Annotated in this window: 19 protein-coding genes and 1 pseudogene; 6 read left to right on the top strand and 14 right to left on the bottom strand. The window is 51.3% G+C overall.

Annotated features, from left to right (window positions below; translation table 11 throughout):
* Window positions 1-200, top strand: a pseudogene (locus tag AC1XOS_RS08590) (hypothetical protein); the annotation flags it as partial.
* Between the two features lie 9 nt (window positions 201-209).
* On the opposite strand, the gene AC1XOS_RS08585 reads toward AC1XOS_RS08590, so the two are convergent.
* Window positions 210-554, bottom strand: coding sequence for a hypothetical protein (locus tag AC1XOS_RS08585; protein ID WP_481961805.1), 345 nt, complete (start codon window positions 552-554; stop codon window positions 210-212).
* Between the two features lie 84 nt (window positions 555-638).
* Here AC1XOS_RS08585 and AC1XOS_RS08580 point away from each other — a divergent pair, with 84 nt between their 5' ends.
* Entirely contained in the window at window positions 639-2,558 is a 1,920-nt protein-coding gene (locus tag AC1XOS_RS08580) for a putative bifunctional diguanylate cyclase/phosphodiesterase (RefSeq protein WP_481961804.1), read from the top strand.
* Between the two features lie 25 nt (window positions 2,559-2,583).
* On the opposite strand, the gene AC1XOS_RS08575 is transcribed toward AC1XOS_RS08580, so the two are convergent.
* From AC1XOS_RS08575 to AC1XOS_RS08545, 7 genes are all read right to left on the bottom strand, one after another.
* Entirely contained in the window at window positions 2,584-3,243 is a 660-nt protein-coding gene (locus AC1XOS_RS08575; protein ID WP_481961803.1) for a hypothetical protein, read from the bottom strand.
* Entirely contained in the window at window positions 3,233-3,847 is a 615-nt protein-coding gene (locus tag AC1XOS_RS08570; protein WP_481961802.1) for a hypothetical protein, read from the bottom strand. The genes AC1XOS_RS08575 and AC1XOS_RS08570 overlap by 11 nt, the downstream gene beginning before the upstream one ends.
* Before the next feature lie 192 nt (window positions 3,848-4,039).
* Complete coding sequence (locus AC1XOS_RS08565; RefSeq protein ID WP_481961801.1) at window positions 4,040-4,687, bottom strand: hypothetical protein; 648 nt, start codon at window positions 4,685-4,687, stop codon at window positions 4,040-4,042.
* A gap of 37 nt (window positions 4,688-4,724) precedes the next feature.
* A complete protein-coding gene (locus AC1XOS_RS08560) occupies window positions 4,725-5,750 on the bottom strand; it encodes a family 10 glycosylhydrolase (protein ID WP_481961800.1) in 1,026 nt (341 codons plus the stop codon).
* 6 nt (window positions 5,751-5,756) lie between these two features.
* The gene (locus AC1XOS_RS08555) at window positions 5,757-6,722 is read right to left on the bottom strand and encodes a multiheme c-type cytochrome (RefSeq protein WP_481961799.1); all 966 of its coding nucleotides are present in this window, start codon (window positions 6,720-6,722) and stop codon (window positions 5,757-5,759) included.
* Window positions 6,719-7,021, bottom strand: a complete 303-nt coding sequence (locus tag AC1XOS_RS08550; RefSeq protein ID WP_481961798.1) for a hypothetical protein — start codon at window positions 7,019-7,021, stop codon at window positions 6,719-6,721. Before AC1XOS_RS08550 ends, AC1XOS_RS08555 begins: the two co-directional genes overlap by 4 nt.
* A 164-nt stretch (window positions 7,022-7,185) precedes the next feature.
* Window positions 7,186-7,449: a LuxR C-terminal-related transcriptional regulator gene (locus AC1XOS_RS08545; protein WP_481961797.1), complete on the bottom strand. Its 264-nt coding sequence runs from the start codon at window positions 7,447-7,449 to the stop codon at window positions 7,186-7,188.
* Window positions 7,450-7,526: 77 nt separating this feature from the next.
* On the opposite strand from AC1XOS_RS08545, the gene AC1XOS_RS08540 reads away from it, so the two are divergent.
* Window positions 7,527-7,967, top strand: a complete 441-nt coding sequence (locus AC1XOS_RS08540; protein ID WP_481961796.1) for a DUF2721 domain-containing protein — start codon at window positions 7,527-7,529, stop codon at window positions 7,965-7,967.
* On the opposite strand, the gene AC1XOS_RS08535 is transcribed toward AC1XOS_RS08540, so the two are convergent.
* Genes AC1XOS_RS08535 through AC1XOS_RS08525 form a run of 3 tightly spaced genes read right to left on the bottom strand, consistent with a single transcriptional unit; the run spans window position 7,865 to window position 9,310 of the window.
* Window positions 7,865-8,302, bottom strand: coding sequence for a DUF4058 family protein (locus AC1XOS_RS08535; protein ID WP_481961795.1), 438 nt, complete (start codon window positions 8,300-8,302; stop codon window positions 7,865-7,867). The two genes, AC1XOS_RS08540 and AC1XOS_RS08535, sit on opposite strands and share 103 nt — an antisense overlap.
* Window positions 8,303-8,327: 25 nt before the next feature.
* Window positions 8,328-8,558: a hypothetical protein gene (locus AC1XOS_RS08530; protein WP_481961794.1), complete on the bottom strand. Its 231-nt coding sequence runs from the start codon at window positions 8,556-8,558 to the stop codon at window positions 8,328-8,330.
* Window positions 8,534-9,310 (bottom strand): DUF4058 family protein, encoded by a 777-nt coding sequence (locus tag AC1XOS_RS08525; RefSeq protein ID WP_481961793.1) that lies wholly within the window; start codon window positions 9,308-9,310, stop codon window positions 8,534-8,536. Before AC1XOS_RS08525 ends, AC1XOS_RS08530 begins: the two co-directional genes overlap by 25 nt.
* Before the next feature lie 69 nt (window positions 9,311-9,379).
* Here AC1XOS_RS08525 and AC1XOS_RS08520 point away from each other — a divergent pair, with 69 nt between their 5' ends.
* Window positions 9,380-13,387 carry a helix-hairpin-helix domain-containing protein gene (locus AC1XOS_RS08520; RefSeq protein WP_481961792.1) on the top strand — a complete coding sequence of 1,336 codons (4,008 nt, stop codon included), beginning with the start codon at window positions 9,380-9,382 and terminating at the stop codon, window positions 13,385-13,387.
* Window positions 13,388-13,849: 462 nt separating this feature from the next.
* Here AC1XOS_RS08520 and AC1XOS_RS08515 read toward each other — a convergent pair whose 3' ends face one another.
* Together AC1XOS_RS08515 and AC1XOS_RS08510 are read right to left on the bottom strand one after the other, a co-directional pair.
* The gene (locus AC1XOS_RS08515) at window positions 13,850-14,803 is read right to left on the bottom strand and encodes a ribose-phosphate diphosphokinase (RefSeq protein WP_481961791.1); all 954 of its coding nucleotides are present in this window, start codon (window positions 14,801-14,803) and stop codon (window positions 13,850-13,852) included.
* An 87-nt stretch (window positions 14,804-14,890) separates the two neighbouring features.
* Window positions 14,891-15,637 (bottom strand): SDR family NAD(P)-dependent oxidoreductase, encoded by a 747-nt coding sequence (locus tag AC1XOS_RS08510; protein WP_481961790.1) that lies wholly within the window; start codon window positions 15,635-15,637, stop codon window positions 14,891-14,893.
* 45 nt (window positions 15,638-15,682) lie between these two features.
* Here AC1XOS_RS08510 and AC1XOS_RS08505 point away from each other — a divergent pair, with 45 nt between their 5' ends.
* Window positions 15,683-16,315 carry a type II secretion system protein gene (locus AC1XOS_RS08505; protein ID WP_481961789.1) on the top strand — a complete coding sequence of 211 codons (633 nt, stop codon included), beginning with the start codon at window positions 15,683-15,685 and terminating at the stop codon, window positions 16,313-16,315.
* Here the strand turns inward: AC1XOS_RS08505 and AC1XOS_RS08500 are convergent.
* On the bottom strand, window positions 16,300-17,301 hold the full coding sequence (locus AC1XOS_RS08500) for a hypothetical protein (protein ID WP_481961788.1): 1,002 nt from the start codon (window positions 17,299-17,301) through the stop codon (window positions 16,300-16,302). The two genes, AC1XOS_RS08505 and AC1XOS_RS08500, sit on opposite strands and share 16 nt — an antisense overlap.
* 85 nt (window positions 17,302-17,386) lie before the next feature.
* Between AC1XOS_RS08500 and AC1XOS_RS08495 the strand changes: the two genes are divergently transcribed.
* A partial coding sequence (locus AC1XOS_RS08495) for a hypothetical protein (protein ID WP_481961787.1) occupies window positions 17,387-18,182 on the top strand: 796 nt, incomplete at its 3' end.

Raw genomic sequence — 18,182 nt, 5'->3', positions numbered from 1 at the left:
CGATCGTGATGGTGACCCATGAGAACGATATCGCGCAGCACGCCACGCGGATCATTCGCTTCCGCGATGGCCTGATCCACGAAGACAGCCAGGTCGAGGATCCGAAGGATGCTCGCGTTGAGTTGGAGCATTTTCTGGAGGAGCAGGCCCGCAACGATGCTGCCGCCGGGATCAACCGCTACACTACTGCCCCTGCGTAGCGGATCGGCCTACCCACCCGAGCTGGTCGGAGGGTGATTGCGTTCTTGCTCAGCCAGCTTGAGGCTCTGAGCAAGCTCGCGCAGGGTACGTGATGCCTCTTTTTCTTCATTGGTGGCTTGCTGGAGGCTTGCAAGGCTCTCGGGGCTACTCTCGTGGCGTGAGCGTGCCATCGCCATCTTGAGGTCCACATCGCCGCAGGCCAAGGCGTAGCGCAGCACCGCCTGGCGCAAGAGCTGATTCTCCGCCTTGAGGCTGTCAAGTTGCTGGTGCTCGGTAAACTGGGTACGCAACAAAGCGACCTCACTCCGAAGCTGCTCGGCTTGACTTTCGAGATAGATAAGTCTTTCTTCCATGGACTAATTAGTTATCCCCTATCCACCGACAATATAACACTACGGGAATTACTAGTTTCTGGTACAATTCGATAACTTTCCTTCATGACCATGTTGCCTAAAAATTTTCAGCTGGACCCACAGCTCCGGTTTTCCCAGATCGAAGGGGAAGTGCTAGGGGTGCGGCTGGGAGAATCTTTACGCTCTGTCTGTAGCACGCCTGTCTGGGAGGCCCTCCAAGACGGACTCATGCAGGTGCTGGCAACACGCACTCCACTCTCCTTTGAGACCGAACTCCTTGGTGAGGGTCATCAGAAGATCGAGATCACGCCCGAGGGAGCAGGAATCGCCGTGGCAATTCAGCCCAAAGTGGTGTTCTCTCCGGGAAATGCCGATGAGTTTTTTCAGCAGTCTTCGGAGATGCTCTGTCTGCTTGAGCTGGGCACCGCGACCCTGGTGCGTGTCAATCCCGCGTGGCATGCTGCACTGGGCTACTCGCCTCAGAGCCTCAATGACCGCAAGCTCTTTGAGCTCATCCCCGATGAAGACAATCTGGAAGTGACTGTGGCACTGGGGCAAGCCGCACAGGGAAGCACGGCGCGCTTTAGCTGCCGCTTCTTAGCGGCCTCAGGCGAGTTTCACTACCTTCAGTGGAGCATTGCGCCCGGCAAAGACAACCTTCCCGCCTACGCTGCCGCTCGTGATATTACCCAGAGCCGTGCGGTTGAACTAGAGATACGCCGCCAGACCCACCGTGACTCCCTCACTGACCTGCCGAACCGAAAGTCTATCGAGGAGTCTATCTTAAAGCTCCTAACCTCAGGCTCTCATGGGGCATTTGGGGTCATGGTACTCGCACTGGATCGCTTCAAGTGGGTCAATGAGGCGCTTGGTCAAGACGGCGGCGATCAGGCGCTGATGATTATCGCGCGGCGGCTCGGGGCCGCACTTCGGGCAGAAGACGTGATTGGGCGGCTGGAGGGCGACACGTTTGTGGCGCTCTTGCCGGGTGTTGCCAGTGAGGGTGATGCGCACTCGGTGGCACAAAAAGTTCTGGAAGCAGTGCAGAGCTCCTTTGCACTCCGTGGCATTGATATCCGCCTGACGGCCTGTATTGGCCTCGCGCTGGCTCCGTTTCACGGCACCGACCCCCGAACGCTCTTAGAGCGTGCCGACACAGCGATGTACCAGGCCAAGAAAGCGTCCCGTGGCCATGTCACGCTCTGGCGCGAGGGGATGTCTCTCACGGGGATTGAGCGGCTTGCCCTGGAGTCGCGCCTCTCCCAGGCCGTGGATCGGGGTGAGATGCTCCTACACTACCAGCCACAAGTGGCGGCGGGTACGGGACACCTACTGGGCTTTGAAGCACTGGCGCGCTGGAACCACCAGCAACTAGGGATGATCCCGCCCGACACGTTTATTCCCATGGCCGAGGACACGGGCCTGATTGTCCCGCTGGGCGAGTGGGTGATGAAAGAGGCGTTTGGCCAAGCAGCCTTCTGGCAACAGGCACTCTCGGGCTTGGGAGTCTCGGTGAACCTCTCGGGGCGACAGCTCTCCCAGAACCACCTCACCGAGCATATCGAGGAGCTTCTGGCAATGTCGGGCGTGCATCGCGAGCACGTGGACCTAGAGATCACGGAGAGCGATCTGTTGCAGCAAGACGAAGCCAAAGTCAAAGACGTGCTCTTCAAAATTAAAGACATGGGCCTCCAGCTCTCCGTGGACGACTTTGGGATGGGCTACACCAACTTTGGGCGGCTGGCCAAGCTCCCGGTGGACCGCATCAAGATAGACAAGAGCTTCGTGACCCATATCTGTGAGAGCGCCGCCGACGAAGCCGTGGTGCGTGCGATGGTGGACATCTCGCGGACTCTAGGGATGAAAGTGGTGGCCGAGGGGGTCGAGACGCAGGAGCAGTTTGAGAAGCTCACCCAGATGGGCTGCGATATTATCCAGGGCTATCTCTTCGGAAAGCCCCTCCCCGCCGCCGATGTCCCGCGCCTCCTGCTCCAGGCGACGTAAATTAGGGAGATGTGTACACAGCCAATCAGTAGATACGGTAGGCGGTTTTACTTCCTCCATCACCAGGCAACCCCGTCCCGACGGAAATATCTAGGCTGAGTGAATATTTAATTGTCGCCCCTTGCAACATCTGTGGATTTTGAGTAATTTGTCGAAAAATCTCAGAATCTGCCCCACCTATCTTCGACATCATAGATATATTTCGAATTTTATCTTGTTCAGATAATTTTTCCCAGTTTTTCACACCAGATATATGATTATCTCCTTCAAGTACAGAAGATATTGAATTTCGTAAATTTTCCAGTTTATTTTTTGTATTTTCCGCCAATTTAAGTATTTCATTATCATTATAGTATGTAAGAAAATTTGTTTTGTTTACAGTTCTCCATTTTAAATTAGTAGATCCTTCTAAAAGTTCTTTCAATTCAGTAATTTGAACAGTATTATTAGAAGTAATGATTAGAATTTTTCTTGATTCACATCTAACATCTATAACATGGAGAATACCAGAGGATTTGGAAAGTATTTCAGCTATCTCTTTCAATTGATAAATTGCCTTATGGCCATAAGGCAAGTTTATCAATTGACCTTGACAAGATGGCGATTGGCCAAAAGATTCGGCTAAAACTAAGCCTGAAATTGCTATTATCAAACTAGCAAAAGAAACAAAAATTCTACTTTTCATTATTGACCTTTCCAGAAACTGATGTACCATCAGGAAAAAAAACAGAAATATATTTTGATCCTGTTATCTCGATAACGGCTTTAGGGTTATCGTATAAGCTAGAACCATTTCTCAATAAATCAGATCCATGCATTAAATTTTTTAATCCTTGCTTTGCTTCTTGATCAAAAAGAGACATATTTGATTTTAATGGAATGTTATTTTTAGACAAAATATCTAATGCTTGCGATACCTTAGTTAAATCTTTCAAACTACGCATTGTATCACCCATAAAATCAATATCAGGATCATCTATCGGGTTACTAGATTTTAAGAAAATATTTTTATTTTTTGTATAGCCATAACCAATAGAACCAAATTGACTTGAAATAGTCTTCAAAAGTGACTTTTCATTGTATTTATTAGGTATAAATTTTTTTTTCAATATTTCTTCGTCATTTATTTCGACACAAATTACTTTATTATTGATCATATTTAATTTTTTAATTGCAGTATAATTAGTGTCAATTCGTAATAAATCAATAAATGTATTTCTTTGTGCATATGAGAAAGCATAAATAGATATAAAAATAAAGAAAGTTCCTGCAAATTTTGCTTTTGTCATTTTAATTAGCCTTTCATGGTCTGGATTCTCCGTTTTTCATATTGCGTACAAGGCTATGGATTTTGCCGTGTTGCTGGGTGGAGGGCTCTTCACCTAAGGCTCTTTGGGAGCCAACAACATCTTCCGATCCATAGCCTTGCGTACAAGATGAAAAACGGAGAATTTTTTTGTCAAGACGATATTGTCGATACCTTACAGAACTGCATCACATGGCAAAACTGGTTCGGGATCAGGAATTTCATTGCCTGTCAGAGCTACTATTCCTTGACAATAATCAAGTTTATGAGTTTTTCGATTCCAGGTATAATCTGAAAGGCTTGGTTGTACTTCTGTTAAGACTCGACTCTCATTAAGATGAATCTCCGTCTTAATTGTTTCCAAGTCATACCGTATCACTGCCCATGTCCAACCGCAATCAATAAAAAACTGATCACCTCCACGTTGATCAGTAATAGAAGTTTCACTAGTGTTTGTTGTTTCCCATTGAGCTTTAGTATTCACTCCAGTTATATAATTAAATAATAGACCAAGACTGACTGAAAAATCTTTGCTTTGTTTGCCAACTTTAGTCATTTTATAATTTAAAACCGTCTTACCTACATAATGTTTTGGAGGTGGCGTTGTATCACATGCAGTTGTCTGGGGACACTCTGGGGCGGGGCTATGCGCTGCTCTGGAAGCTGTAATCTTTGTAGTGACTGTAGATGCTGCAGTTGGATGCACCGTGGTATTTGAACAAACCGTGGTTGGATCAGGCGCTTGAGCATTTGCCGAACTTAGGTTGCAAAATGGTATTAACACTATGCAAAATAAACTTTTACGTAAGGACATATTTTTCATTTTTCTTTTATCTCTGTGGACGTTGAACTTATATACTCTAACCACTTTTTTTCCAGTCAGAGCACAGATTATTAATACGAGGTATATCTTCAGCTTCATTAAGGCTGAAAATTATTGTGTCAACAGTATTGTAGTTTTTAAATTGATCTATAGGGTTTATCCTTTTACTTTCTTTTCTTAAATCAGCTATTACTCTAATTTTTTTGGATTTATTTATTTTTGACACAAGGTCAACTGCATTTTTAATGCTTCTAATATTATTAATGTTTGACCAATCATCATAAAAAATCACCTCATCGGCATAAGATTCACTTAGCCAAGAAAACCAATCATTGACACAACGATTTCTATCCCTGAGTGACATATTGTATACATTAGGTTGACCAATAATACTTATTTTAATACTAGAATTCAATTTTTTAATTTTTTTACATATAGAACCAACAACATTAGAAATTTTACCCAATCTCCAATTCTGCCATTCTGATGCAATTTTCTGTTTCTCTTCATCCTTCATCAAAAAAATATCTATAGGATCTATTTTTTTCTCTTTGATATAGAGTTCTCTCCCATATTCATTAAAAGCATAAAGGTTATCTATTGGTAGACTAAAATGTAAGACTATTTCAGATAATTCCGAAAAATTTCTTACATTATTATCAATATAATCATTAATTATTGATTGGAATCGAGGGTGTAATGGTGATGCAAATGCTGACTTCTCATAATTCATGACTGTTTTTTCATATAATTCAGGATTTTTATTAAAAATTGAGTAATTTTTATCGCCGTTAAGACTTTCCCATTGTAAAAGATTTATATATCCAATAATTTGAGTGTTTTTTGATCGTGCTAACGAAGAAACCTGTTTCAAAATATCATCACTATAATTTTGATGAATAGAATTCCAAGGAAAAAAGCCGGGACAACGTTGCAGAGTCATACCTTCCATCAATAAGGGTAACATGATTTGTTCTATACCCACATCAAAAATATTAAGAAGTATATTTTTTTCTAAAAAACGAATTTTTGTTGAATTGATGAATATTGATGCATTTTTCATAGCGTGTTACCAGTGCCTAATCTTCTCAATGTATGTTAAATAATTAAATTTTGGATCATTGTATGAATCATGACACTTACGGCAGAAATCTTCTTTAACACTGCGAGTTATAGAAGTTCGTTTTCTGTCGGCACTATGTTGGATCCCATCTCCATGACATGTTGAACAAGTGATGCCATGCCAAGCGGCTTTAATATCAGTCTTGAAAATTTTTTTACGACGATATAATTCGCTATGACAATTCAAGCACTCACCAATTAATCTGTTTTTATCTTCTAATGTTCGAGATGCTACCGCATGGCTAGAAAATGACCATTTTTTATATTCTTGGATATGACAATTTCGGCAATTTTCTGGTGGTATATACCCCAGATCATCATTATTTATTGATATTGAAGCTGATTGATTTTGAATATCATTGGCCTCTGAGGAAAAATAAGATCCTATTAATTTTGCTGATTTTGAATCTTCAGGTACAAGATTAGGTATTTTTATTCTTTCTATTATGTTACTTTTGTCGAATGCAATAATTAAAATTTCATCTTTTTGAATCTTATTTATAATATTAATATTATTTGATAGTTTTTTATTTGCATCATTGACGATTAAAAAATTATTTTTTGAGACAAAATTAGGTGATATGCGTTTTTCCCATTCATTAGTGCCATAAATTATGGTATGGATGTCAGTTTTACTGAGGATATTTTTAAGATATATTTCTTTTTCTTTACTATAATTACATTGCAGATTAATAATATTAACATTGTTTTTCAACCTGATATCAGATACGTTCGTTTCTTGTAAAGGAAAAACAAGACGTACCGAAAATTGTTTTGATATTGAAAGAAAAGTATCACCTAAAGAAAATTCTTTTTGGCTAACGAAAACAGAATCGTAACCTGAATTTTCAAGACACTCTAGTACTGCTTTGCTTTTCTTAAGGTCATCAGACAAGTTTCCTAAATCTATCAATGAACAATTATTGAAGCCATTAAGTGAAAAAACGTACTTAATGATAGTGCAAGTTGAATTTTTCTTGCTAAGCCTGCTGGTTGAATTGTTGTGCATCCACATTCTTGAATGTATCCTTCTGTATTTCCTGTAATAATTACTATTTTTGAATTTTTTTGAATTCTCGAAGTTAATTTTTTGATATTATAAGTATATATATTGTCCGGTATGTTTTTTAACTGGATAGGTAAATTAGCATGCAAAGCGAGAAGTGTCGCTGGAAGTAAAAAAGCAATACTATAATTCACAATACTCTCCACGAAATTTTATTAAAATCACAGGATGGCAACAGAGTCAAGCCTCCAATTTGGAGATGAATTTTCTCGGTCACTACTAATGTATTCATATGTACAATACAGCGTATCTGAAATGCAGATACGAAAACAAGTCCCAAAAGTGGGATATTATTGTTTCTGTTTTTTACCTACCCCCCCCCCCCGACCTGTCCTGATTTGTTAAGACTGTCTGTATTTAAATGCAAAGTCTCATTACTACGAAACCAATCAACTGCCTGGTGGCGTTCTTCAACACTGAGCCGATATTTAATATGTTTCCAGTAAGTATTTACCGACTGTGGTTTCAAACCCAGAAACTGAGCAATTTTTTTAGTGCAGGTTGTTTTCTGCTCAACGGCACAATGAAGTACACCCAATAAACGGGGCGAAAGCAGAGATTCTTCGTTTTCCATAGTAAACCTTCCCTCGTCAACAGAAGTTATTATATCTGAATGCAGGAGGATTTTGCTAATGCGCCAATTCTATTTATGTGGACATTTCTCTGACTACCCCCGCGTTGCTCTTTCCTGCCGTCTCGCTGATCTTGCTGGCCTACACCAACCGCTTTCTGGCGCTGGCCGCACTTACTCGCAGCCTCTACGAGCGCTGGAGTGACACGCACGACCCGAAAATCCCGCCGCAGATCGAGAGCCTGCGCTATAGAGTGCGCCTGATCCGCCGCATGCAGACCCTGGGAATTAGCGCCATCTTACTCTGCGTCATTGCCATGTTCTGCCTCTTTGAAAACTGGCTCCGCGCCGGTTCCTGGTTCTTTGGTGCAAGCCTCGTCGCCCTCAGCCTCTCCCTCACCGTCTCCTTGCACGAGATTCAGCTCTCTGGTCGCGCTTTAGACATGCAGCTCGCCGACATGGAAGTCACCCAGCCTGCCAGCACCTCATCGGGAAAAGTGGGCTCTGGGGAAGCAGTATAATCCACCATGCGCTCGAAGCCACCCTCGTCGTAGGTGCGCTCGAAAACGGGCTGGAGGTCTATTTCTAAATCTGCATGGGTTTCGTCGAGGGGGACGAGAACCGTGGGGAGTCTGTCTTGAACCATCCAGGCCACGGCCTGAAAGCGACGTCCGTAGTCGCCTCGGTGTAGACTGGCGGCGTAGTCAAAGGGGCCAAACCGCGCCTTAAGGCTACTCTGGGAAGCCACCAGCGTGTACTCGCCTGCTCTTAGAAAGTCCAGCTCTAGCAGATGCACCTCGCTCTCCAAGAGCGTCTTTTGCTTGGCAAGATACTCCTCTTCAATCACGAGCCGCATTCAGCGCCTTAAGCCACTGGAGACGCTAGACCAGGTGCGGGGCACGAAGTAGTAAGCACAGTCCTGCCGTCATGTTGAGCAAGCCATAAAAGCGCACACACATTCGCACGGGACGGAAACCGAGATCGGCCCACAGCTCGCTTCGCAACGTGTAGCTGATGAGAACGGCACCACCCATAAGCGAGAGGAGTGAAAGGACGATCTCCGCAGGGTGTCGGCGCAGGTGCGCACTCATGGACGGCGCTCCGTGAGCCATGCCAGCGTCTCCGCACTCATACTCGGTTCGGGGAGCCGTGAGTAATCGACTAGCTCGGAGAAGCGGCCTTCGTCGTAGGCGCGGGTCAGGAGGGGCTGGAGGTCTATCACGAGGTCGGGATGCGGGTCTTCCAGCGGGACAAGAATACTGGGAAGCTCGTGGGGAAGCTGCCAGGCGACCATCTGGAAGCGCCGCCCGTCGCGGGCGCGGTGCAGGCTGGCTGCGTAGTCGTAGTGTCCAAAGCGCTCTTTAAGGCTGGCTTCTGAGACAGCAAGCGTGTGTGGCCCGGCTCGGAGCAAGTCTAGCTCTAGTAGATGGATCTCGCTGGAGAGGAGATTTTTCTGTTTGCCAAGATACTCATCGCGGCCTTTGCCAGGAAGCTTATTGGCATAGCTGAGCAGCTCGACCACCGCAACCACGCGCCGCTGGGAGCCTTCACGGGTCTGTATCTCGATAAAGGTCTCACGAAAGGGCTCGCTCTCCTCTATTGCCCACTCCATCGCAAGCTTCGAAGGCGACTCGGCAATGGTCATGCCGCTCGATGGCGGCCCACTCTGCCCGATGGAGACATCGGCGACAAAGTGACGGATGCCCTCCTCGACAACCAGACGCTCCTCTAGCCGTGATGCAAAGCCTACTGGAAGCTGCTGGTTGATGGCGGCGTTGAGGCAGTAAATGAAGGCGTTGTGAAAGGCAGGCCACAGCTCTGAGGCCTCTAAAAACGGATCCATTCCGGGAAACGGCGAGGGCATGGCAAACACTCCTTGAACTATTCTACCGCTTTCCGGCTGAGAGGTTGAGGGGGAAGTATAATAGCTGCGATGGCATTTACCCCCCGAACCCGAGAAGAAGCGGAGAGCTACCGCCCGAGCGAGGTGCTGGAGTGCACGATTGAGCGCGTGACCTACCACAACGAAGAGAATGGCTACGCCGTGCTCAAAGTCTTGCCCGCCGACACGCGCGACAAAGTCAAGGCCGATGTGATTCCCGTCTTGGGCAACTTCTCCAACCCCGTGGTGGGGGAGAGCCTGCGGATCTTTGGCTGGTGGGACAAGCACCCCCAGCACGGCAAGCAGTTCAAGGCCGTCCGCTACGAAGTCATGCGCCCCGCGACGGCAGCGGCGATTGAAAAATACCTCGGCTCGGGGATGATCAAGGGGATTGGGCCAAAAGCCGCCGAGTGGATGGTCAAGAAGTTCGGGGTCAAGACTCTGGAGGTGATCGAGCACCACCCGGACAAGCTCCAGGAAGTCAAGGGGATCGGGGAGAAAAAAGCCCTGATGATCCAGGCGGGCTTTATCGCCCAAAAAGAGATCGCCGCCATCATGGAGTTCCTGATCGGCCACGGGATCACGCCGACCTACGCGGTCAAGATCTACAAGTACTACAAAGAGCGCGCCATCGAGCAGGTGGAGCAGAACCCCTACCAGCTCGCCACGGATATCTGGGGGATCGGCTTTCGCAGCGCCGACAAGATCGCGCTGAATCTAGGGGTTGCCTATGACTCGCAGCAGAGATTAGAGGCGGGGATGGTCTATATCCTCAATAGTGAGATGGAGAGCGGCGGCCACTGCTACCTGCCCCAGCGCGAGCTGATCGAGAAGGCTGCGGAGAATCTCTATATCAAGTCCGCCGACGATCTCCCCGAACACGACCAGGCCCACGAAAAAGCGCAGCTGGGGCAGAAACTCGACCCCGTGCTGGCCGACCTGATCCAGCGCGGCCTCTTGGTGGCGGAGACCATCGAGCTGATGGGCCACGAAGAGACCGCGATCTACACCCCGAGCTTCCATACCACCGAGAAAGCCGTCGCGGATCGGGTGCACCAGCTCCTCAACTCCCCGTGGCGCAACCGCCCCAAGCCCGCCGAGATCGACAAGATCCTCGAAAGCCTCCCCGGCCACGAAAAGCTCTCCGAGGAGCAAGACATGGCCGTAAGACGTGCTTTAAGTGAGAGCGTCTTGGTACTGACAGGCGGTCCTGGCTGCGGGAAGTGCGTTGTCGGCGACACGCTGGTGCTGGGAACCAATGGCTTCACCACCATGCGCTCGCACTGGGGCGAAAACCTCCCCGATGTCCCCGATGGCTTCCATGAGCACACGGCGAAAGTGGTCACGAAAGACGGCATCGCCACCACGAGCCACGCCTACTGTGGCGGTGTCCGCGAGACCCGGCGCATCAAAACCCACCTCGGCTTAGAGCTGGAAGGCACCCCCAACCACCGCCTCTGGGCCATGACCGAAACCAGCCCCGACTGGAAACGCCTCGACGAGCTAAAACCGGGTGATAGAGTTGCCGTGCGTCGCGGCGACAATATCTGGGGAGAGAAAACTCTTTATAGCGTGGATGCCGCGTATCGGTTGGGAGAGGGAGCTAAAAAAAGTCCACGCCTAGATTTTGACAAGCTTGTGATGTTCGGTGGAGCACTTTATCAAAAATTGGAGGAGGGAGGTCGGTCTTCCGTCTACCCAGGGGTTCCTGATGTAATTCTGCAATCTTCTCAATCTTTTGTCGAAGCCTTCCTCGCTGGTTTTTTTGAGGGCGAATTCTCTGCTCTACCCCACCCACATTTTCAAGTGAGCGTACAGAATGAGGGTGTCATCAAGCATATTCAGCTCATTTTGCTAAATCTTGGGATCATCTCAAAAATTTCAAAAACTGCTGAAGAGGCAAAAATTATCATCCAGGGTGAAGAAGCTGAAAGGCTATGTAGCCTATTGCCTTTCCTTGCCGAAATTGCATCACCGTATGAAACCGACTACCCTGTGCCTGATCGGGATTTCTGGGACAAAGTCGAGAGTATCGAAGAGAGTGAAGCGCCGGTTTATGATCTGACGGTTCCAGGGCCGCACTCGTTTATTGCCAATGGGCTGGTGAACCACAACACGTTCACCACGAACTTTATTGTTCAGGCGCTGGAGAAGCTCGGGCGGCGGATTCAGATCGCGGCGCCGACGGGGCGGGCGGCGAAGCGGGCGGCGGAGGTCTCGGGGCGGGAGGCGAAGACGATCCACCGGCTCTTGGTGTTCGACCCGGAGAAGAAGGGCTTCAAGCACGGGCCGGGCGAGCCGCTGGAGCTCGATGTGCTGGTGATCGATGAGTCGTCGATGCTGGATTTGATGCTCACCCACAACACGATCCGCGCCATCCCCGACGGTGCCCAGATTATCTTTGTGGGCGATGTGGACCAGCTTCCCAGTGTGGGGCCGGGCAACGTGCTCAATGATCTCATACAGTCCGGGCGTGTCCCCGTGGCGCGCCTCACGCAGGTCTTCCGGCAGGCGGCGGCCAGCAAGATCATCACCAACGCCCATGCGATCAACAAGGGGAAAGTCCCCGAGCTCCTGCCGCCCAGCGAGGCCAAGAACGGCGCGGACTGTGTCTTTATCGAAGTCGACGAGACCGAGGAGCTGCTACAAAAGATCAAGGGGATCGTTGCCAAGAGCCTGCCGAACCTAGGCTTCAAGGCCGACGAGATCACCGTCCTCTCCCCGATGCAGCGCGGCATGGTGGGTGTCCGCAACCTCAATGAGGAGCTGCAGAAGATCATCAACCCGGCGCATCCTGAGAAGAAAGAGCACCCACGCGGCGGCATGATCCTGCGCGAGGGCGACCGGGTAATGCAGCGGCGCAACAACTACGATAAAAATGTCTTCAATGGCGATGTCGGGCATATTGACACAATCAATACCGAAGACCAAATGCTCATTGTAGACTATCCAGAAGGCCCTGTTGAGTACGAATTTGCCGAAACAGATGAGCTAAATCATGCCTTCAGCCTCACGACGCATAAATGCCTCCATCCCGATGAGCGCATCCGAACCCAGCGTGGTCTGATTCCGATAAGCGAAGTGCAAGTGGGCGATCAGGTGCAGACAGGCTTTGGGCAAAAACGCAGAGTCATCGACTGTTTTGAGACGGGTGAGCGGCCAGTCGTCGTTCTGAAAACCCGCTCCGGGCAGACGCTCCGAGTCTCGCCGGAGCACCCGCTCTGGGCAATCCCCAAGGGAGAGAATGAACCGCAGTGGCGCGTTGCCGGTGAACTGAAGCCCGACGATACGCTGGTACTGGATCGGACTGTCTTGGAAATTGAAGGGGAGCCAGATGGAACACAGCCAGATTTCGCTTACCAGCTAGGGCTTGCCGCAACATCCATTCCCGAGGGTATCTTTCGCGCCTCGACGAAATCCCGAGCGGCATTTTTGCGGGGGCTTTTCGACACCAATGAACTCACCAAAAATGAACTCACCAAAAAAGACGAAGCAGGCAAGCGTCTAGTGGCAATGCCATCTCCCGCGTTTGCAGATGGGGTTCAGCAACTCTTGCTTTCACTGGGAATTGTCTCCCACCGCCAGAGTTGTGTTGGCATAATTATACTGGAGTTCAGCGAAAGTCAGGGAGAGGATTGCTACCTTGACCCACTAGTAATCGTAGGGAAAACTGGCGAGACGGCGGCGATGATAGATATTGAGGTGGAAGGAATTCACTCGTTTGTTTCTGCAAGTGGCATGATTTGCCATAATTCTCAAGGATCAGAATACCCTGCATGTGTGATTATTTGTCATAATACACACTACATGATGCTGCAACGTAACTTGGTTTACACTGCTTTGACTCGTGCAAAGAAATTTGCGGTAATTATTGGGACGAAATGGGCTCTCAAGCGCTCCGTGACAAATAAACACGTCCAGCCACGCTACACACGGCTCTCGCAGCGGCTCCAGAACCTCGTCGAAGGCTTAGGGACGAGTGGGCTTCCGGGAACGGCGAAGGCAGGCAAAGAGACGCGGGAGTTGCCTACACCCCCGATGCCGGGGCGGCTGTTCTGAACCCATCCCCCCGGCTTGAGGAGCAACTTGGAACATGAAACGACTATTATCTCTGGCCTTGGCGCTGGCGCTAGGCATCGCACTGGGAGTTTTTGCTGTGCGGACACGCCCTGATACACAGGAGCTTGAATGGACTCCTGAGAAAGTGGTGAGCAGCTACGCACGCTCCACAAAACGGCGACTGGGAGTACTTCATTCAGGAGGCGGGGGCTCCGCTGGAGAAAGGCAAGATCGCGACCTGCATCGGGTGTCACGCGAAAACGCCGGGGCCAGATCATCTCTTTGTGCCCTGGCTTAAGCACAAGGCGGCTCTGACGCGATAGAGGCTCTGCCATGGGCTGAATTGTCTATGTGCGCTACGGGCAGATTCTGGGGCTGGGGCACTACAAAGACGACCCACTTGTCTTCCCCGACCCTGCTATAATCGGCATCGTTCGATAGGTTCGCAGAACCGCGAATTTGTTAGTCGTTGAAGAGCTCGCTGACGGAGTCGCCGGTCCAGATGCGGCGGATGGCCTCGGCGAAGAGGTGTGAGACGGAGATAATGGTGGTCTTCTCCGTGCGCTTCTCGGGCGAGAGGGGGATGGTGTCGGTGACGATCAGCTCTTTAATCTCGGGGCGGGAGAGGCGCTGGACGGCGGGGCCAGCGAGCACGGCGTGGGTGCAGGCGACGTAGATCTCGGGGTTGGCACCGCTGGCGATGAGCATGTCAATAATCTCATTGATCGAGCCGCCCGTGGAGATCATGTCGTCGTAGATGATGCAGGTCTTGCCCTTGACATCACCCGCGAGGCCAGAAATCTCCGCGATCCCATGGCCAGGACGGAACTTGTAGCCCACGGCGAGGGGGCAGTGCAGGCGCGAGGCGATCTTGCGCACTTTCTTGACACGGCCCTCATCCGGCGAGACCACAACGGTATTCTCTAAGTTCTTGGTCGCGAGATAGTCGCTGATGGCCCCGATGGCAGTAAGGTGATCCACGGGAATATCAAAGAAGCCCTGGATCGCATCGGCATGTAGGTCCATTGCGACAATGCGGTCCGCACCCGCGGTTACTAATAAATTAGCGATCAGCTTGGCCGTGATCGGCTCACGGGGGCGATCTTTCTTCTCCTGGCGGGCGTAGCCGTAGTAGGGAAGCACCACCGAGATACTGTTGGCACTGGCTCTCTTAAGCGCATCGAGCAAGATCAGAAGCTCAAGTAAGTTGGCATCAATCGGGGCGCAGGTCGGCTGGAGCACAAAAGCGTCCGTGCCGCGCACCGAGTCCTCGAACTTGATGTAGATCTCGGAGTCTGGAAAGCGGGTGATCTTAAGCGGGCCAAGCTCGATACCCAGGTTCTGGGCAACAGCGGCGGCGAGCTCGGGGTGCGCGGTTCCGGAGAAGAGCGCCATGGGGGGGCGAAGGGCAGACATACGGAGGCTATTGTACCGCGCTACAGCCCAACACCCCGCACTTCGCAGCCATCTCCCCTCCAAGGAGATGGACGGCAGGGAGATGGCCTATAGCCCGACCCCGCGTGCGGCGACCGTGGCTCGTGCTTGGGCGACGGGCTTCATCACGATCTCGTCGAGGTTCACGTGCCAAGGGCGCGTCACGGCGAAGACGATCACATCGGCCACATCGTCGGCGGTGAGCGGCGTGAGGCCGTCGTAGACTTTGGCGGCGCGCTCTTTGTCACCGAAGAAGCGCACCTCGGAGAACTCGGTCTCGACCATGCCCGGCGCGACATCGGTGATGCGAACGGGAGTTCCGTTGAGCTCAAGACGCAGCGTCTCGGTGACGGCGCGGGCGGCGTGCTTGACGGCGCAGTAGCCCGCGCCATTGGGGTAGGTCTCGCGTCCTGCGACGCTGGTGATATTGACGATGTGCCCCTTGCCGTTTTGTAGTTTCGGAAGCAGCGCACGGGTGACGCGCATCAGGCCCAGGACGTTGGTCTGGTACATCTGGAGCCAGTCGTCGTCGCGGGCCTGGGCAAGCGGCTCCAGCCCAATCGCGCCGCCCGCATTGTTGACGAGCACATGAACCTCATCGGGGACGGTGGCGCAGAAGGCTTCTACCGAGGCCGTGTCGGCGACATCTAAGACATGCGCCGCGCCGCCCAGCTCCTCAGCAAGGGCGCTGATTCTCTCTTCACGTCGTGCGCCTAAGATTACATAAAAGCCTGCCGCTGCAAGCTGCCGTGCCGTCGCCGCCCCGATGCCACTGGAGGCTCCGGTGACGACTGCGATTTTCTTTTGTGATGTCATATTCTTATTGTATCCTGCGATACACTACTGGGAAGGTATGTCTTTATGCGTCGTGGCTTTACTCTCATTGAACTTTTAGTGGTGATTGCCATCATCTCGATCCTGGCGGCGATTTTATTTCCGGTTTTTGCGCAAGCCCGTGCCAAGGCGCGCCAGACGGTCTGCATGAGCAATATGCGTCAGATCGGGCTGGGGGCTCGGATGTATGTTCAAGACTATGACGAGGTCTATTTTGACTTCGATCAGGGTGGGGTGGGCTGGACAATCCCGCGCTCCAACTGGAACCCGAGTCAAGATTTTCTTTTAAAGCCGTACCTGAAAAACACGGGTGTGCTGAGCTGCTCTGAGGAGAAAGTGGTCACGTCTGGGGGCGTCACCACGCGCTCGCCGCAGTACGCCATGAACAACCTGCTCAACCGTCCGCCGACTGTTGTGGCACCGGATGGGGGCTTATATGTGGGGCCGCTGACCCGAAGCGAGTCTGCCGTGGAGACCATGACCCTCCTCATGTGGGAGCACAGTAACCCTGCTGTTCACTGTGAGACCTGGTCGAGCTCGCCGGGGCACTGGGAGTCGGCGCACCACAATGGCTTCAACGGGCTCTTTTGCGATGGCCATGTCAAGCGCCTGAGCCTCGGGATCTTGAAAGATCCCATGCTCACCTACTGGGACGACTGAGGCTGCCAGTCCGTGATCTCCATCAGGTAGCACGCACCGTCCGGTATGAGAGACGCAGGGCCGTGCTCCCCATAGACAACCAGCCGGTTCTCACCGGGCAGAAGGGTGACATCGCTGCCTGTGATCGGAACGCCGTTAAGCCAGACAGCATCGGGGGACTCGCCCTCAAAGAGAAGCTGGGCGCTACGTGGCTCGTCATCGCCCCCGATCATCGCCTCTTTGGGAGAGGCTAAGTGCCGCTGGAGAGTACCCGCATGATCGAGCTGCCACTCCGGGCCAATCCAGGTCGTGCTCTCCAAAAGCCACAGATGAGGGGCAAGCTGCTCAGGCACGGCGATGACTTGCGAGACGCCCGCCGCAAATACAGCCGGGAGCTCTCCAAAAACAACTTCGACGAGCTCTCCTGGCCCCGCATTGAACACCGCCACCTCGGCCCGCTCACCAGGGATTCCCGTGACAAAGATCCGTGCCCCCGGAAAAGGATCGGGGCGGATATGTGCCGTGAGCAGGGGCGCCTCGGACTTCACCAAGCCCGCGTAGGCCGCGAGGTAGTTTTCTGATAAACCAAGGGGAAAGTCATGGGGCCAGATCACGGTCTCCCCTGCGGCTAGTGTCTTGTCGGCAAATGCAGGAAACACACTGCCCATGACAGGCGCCTCCGTTATATTGGTGACGAAAAAGAGGCTTCCCTGTTGCCCCGTGCGCCACTCTGAGGCAGAAAAGCCCTCCGGTGCCCGCAGATGCGTGTGGTAGGTTCCTGAGCGAAGAGGCTCACCCAGCGCAGCGGCAAAGAGCGCAAGAGGACGAAGTTCCCAGAGCTGCTTCGCCGTCGTCACTGCGCAGACAACCTCACGGGCTCCTTGCGCCCATGCGAGCTTTACCGCTGCGGGATGCGCGGCAATCGTCTCCTCTGCGGAGCCGAGAGAGAATCCTAGAGCCCGTGCATGCGTCGCCAGCGCCGAAGAGACAGAGACAAGTAAAGACATCGCGACAAGTATACCCTGGTGATTTTTCATAGAGGAATCCTATGAGTTTTTGCGAAGGACTGACCGATACTTCATAAGAGCAACTATGGCAAAGAACGTCCTGAAAGATGTCAAGCAAGCCCCCACAATCAAGCAGCGGCTGATGGGTGGCATTGTGGCAGCACACCTGCTGAAGTCCGAGGGCACTCCTCTTACTCCCGATGCGGTGGGGAACTACTATGGAGCACTGGCGGGCAAGAAGCCGGATACTTCGCACCGCTCGCCAGAGAATATGCAGGCCCGGATCGCGCAGGCACTTCTTTGGGCGGACATCAAAACCCGACAGTTTCACTCACTCTGTGCAGACTGGTACCTGCTAGCTGCGGAGGTCTTCCCCGACGATGAGCGGTGCGTTTTTTATGTTGCTGCTCTCTACCAGCATGGGCTGATTCAGGCTAGCGCGACAGCGCAAGAAAAGATGCTCGGAGTACTGATGAAGCCCATCTGGCGCGAGTCTGCGTACTGGATACGTCTCAGTATTCCTCGAAACGAGCTGCTCAAGGCACTGGCAGATACCCTAAACGATGAAGAGATTCGGATCACACCGGAGCGCCTCCCGATTCTGGAGGCGGCTTTTGACTCGTCCACACTAACCGAGGCGCAGCGCATCACCACCGCACGCTGGCTGGGAGTTGCCTACCGGGCAAGTGGTCGCAGCGATGACCGTGCAGAGATTATCTACCGTTATCTCTTTGTCCATGTGTCTGAGGATAAAGAAAACAATGAGTATCTCGCAAGCCTCTTTGCAGGGCGCGAGCTTGACGATGCCAATGCCTGCGCGGTCTATGCCCGTATGGTTCAAGAAGCCGATAAAGTGAATGACCACGATGCTAAGGCACGCT

Source organism: Armatimonas sp., from assembly GCF_964826245.1.
The sequence above is the reverse complement of the archived record's forward strand: the minus strand, read 5'-3'. Positions and strand labels throughout refer to the sequence as shown.

Coding starts and splice junctions, on each gene's coding strand:
- AC1XOS_RS08535 (WP_481961795.1), bottom strand. CDS start 8,302: ATGCGGCTCGTGATTGAAGAGGAGTATCTTGCCAAGCAAAAGACGCTC.
- AC1XOS_RS08505 (WP_481961789.1), top strand. CDS start 15,683: ATGCGTCGTGGCTTTACTCTCATTGAACTTTTAGTGGTGATTGCCATC.
- AC1XOS_RS08500 (WP_481961788.1), bottom strand. CDS start 17,301: ATGTCTTTACTTGTCTCTGTCTCTTCGGCGCTGGCGACGCATGCACGG.
- AC1XOS_RS08510 (WP_481961790.1), bottom strand. CDS start 15,637: ATGACATCACAAAAGAAAATCGCAGTCGTCACCGGAGCCTCCAGTGGC.
- AC1XOS_RS08530 (WP_481961794.1), bottom strand. CDS start 8,558: ATGGCTCACGGAGCGCCGTCCATGAGTGCGCACCTGCGCCGACACCCT.
- AC1XOS_RS08580 (WP_481961804.1), top strand. CDS start 639: ATGACCATGTTGCCTAAAAATTTTCAGCTGGACCCACAGCTCCGGTTT.
- AC1XOS_RS08570 (WP_481961802.1), bottom strand. CDS start 3,847: ATGACAAAAGCAAAATTTGCAGGAACTTTCTTTATTTTTATATCTATT.
- AC1XOS_RS08560 (WP_481961800.1), bottom strand. CDS start 5,750: ATGAAAAATGCATCAATATTCATCAATTCAACAAAAATTCGTTTTTTA.
- AC1XOS_RS08585 (WP_481961805.1), bottom strand. CDS start 554: ATGGAAGAAAGACTTATCTATCTCGAAAGTCAAGCCGAGCAGCTTCGG.
- AC1XOS_RS08545 (WP_481961797.1), bottom strand. CDS start 7,449: ATGGAAAACGAAGAATCTCTGCTTTCGCCCCGTTTATTGGGTGTACTT.
- AC1XOS_RS08520 (WP_481961792.1), top strand. CDS start 9,380: ATGGCATTTACCCCCCGAACCCGAGAAGAAGCGGAGAGCTACCGCCCG.
- AC1XOS_RS08515 (WP_481961791.1), bottom strand. CDS start 14,803: ATGTCTGCCCTTCGCCCCCCCATGGCGCTCTTCTCCGGAACCGCGCAC.
- AC1XOS_RS08575 (WP_481961803.1), bottom strand. CDS start 3,243: ATGAAAAGTAGAATTTTTGTTTCTTTTGCTAGTTTGATAATAGCAATT.
- AC1XOS_RS08525 (WP_481961793.1), bottom strand. CDS start 9,310: ATGCCCTCGCCGTTTCCCGGAATGGATCCGTTTTTAGAGGCCTCAGAG.
- AC1XOS_RS08565 (WP_481961801.1), bottom strand. CDS start 4,687: ATGAAAAATATGTCCTTACGTAAAAGTTTATTTTGCATAGTGTTAATA.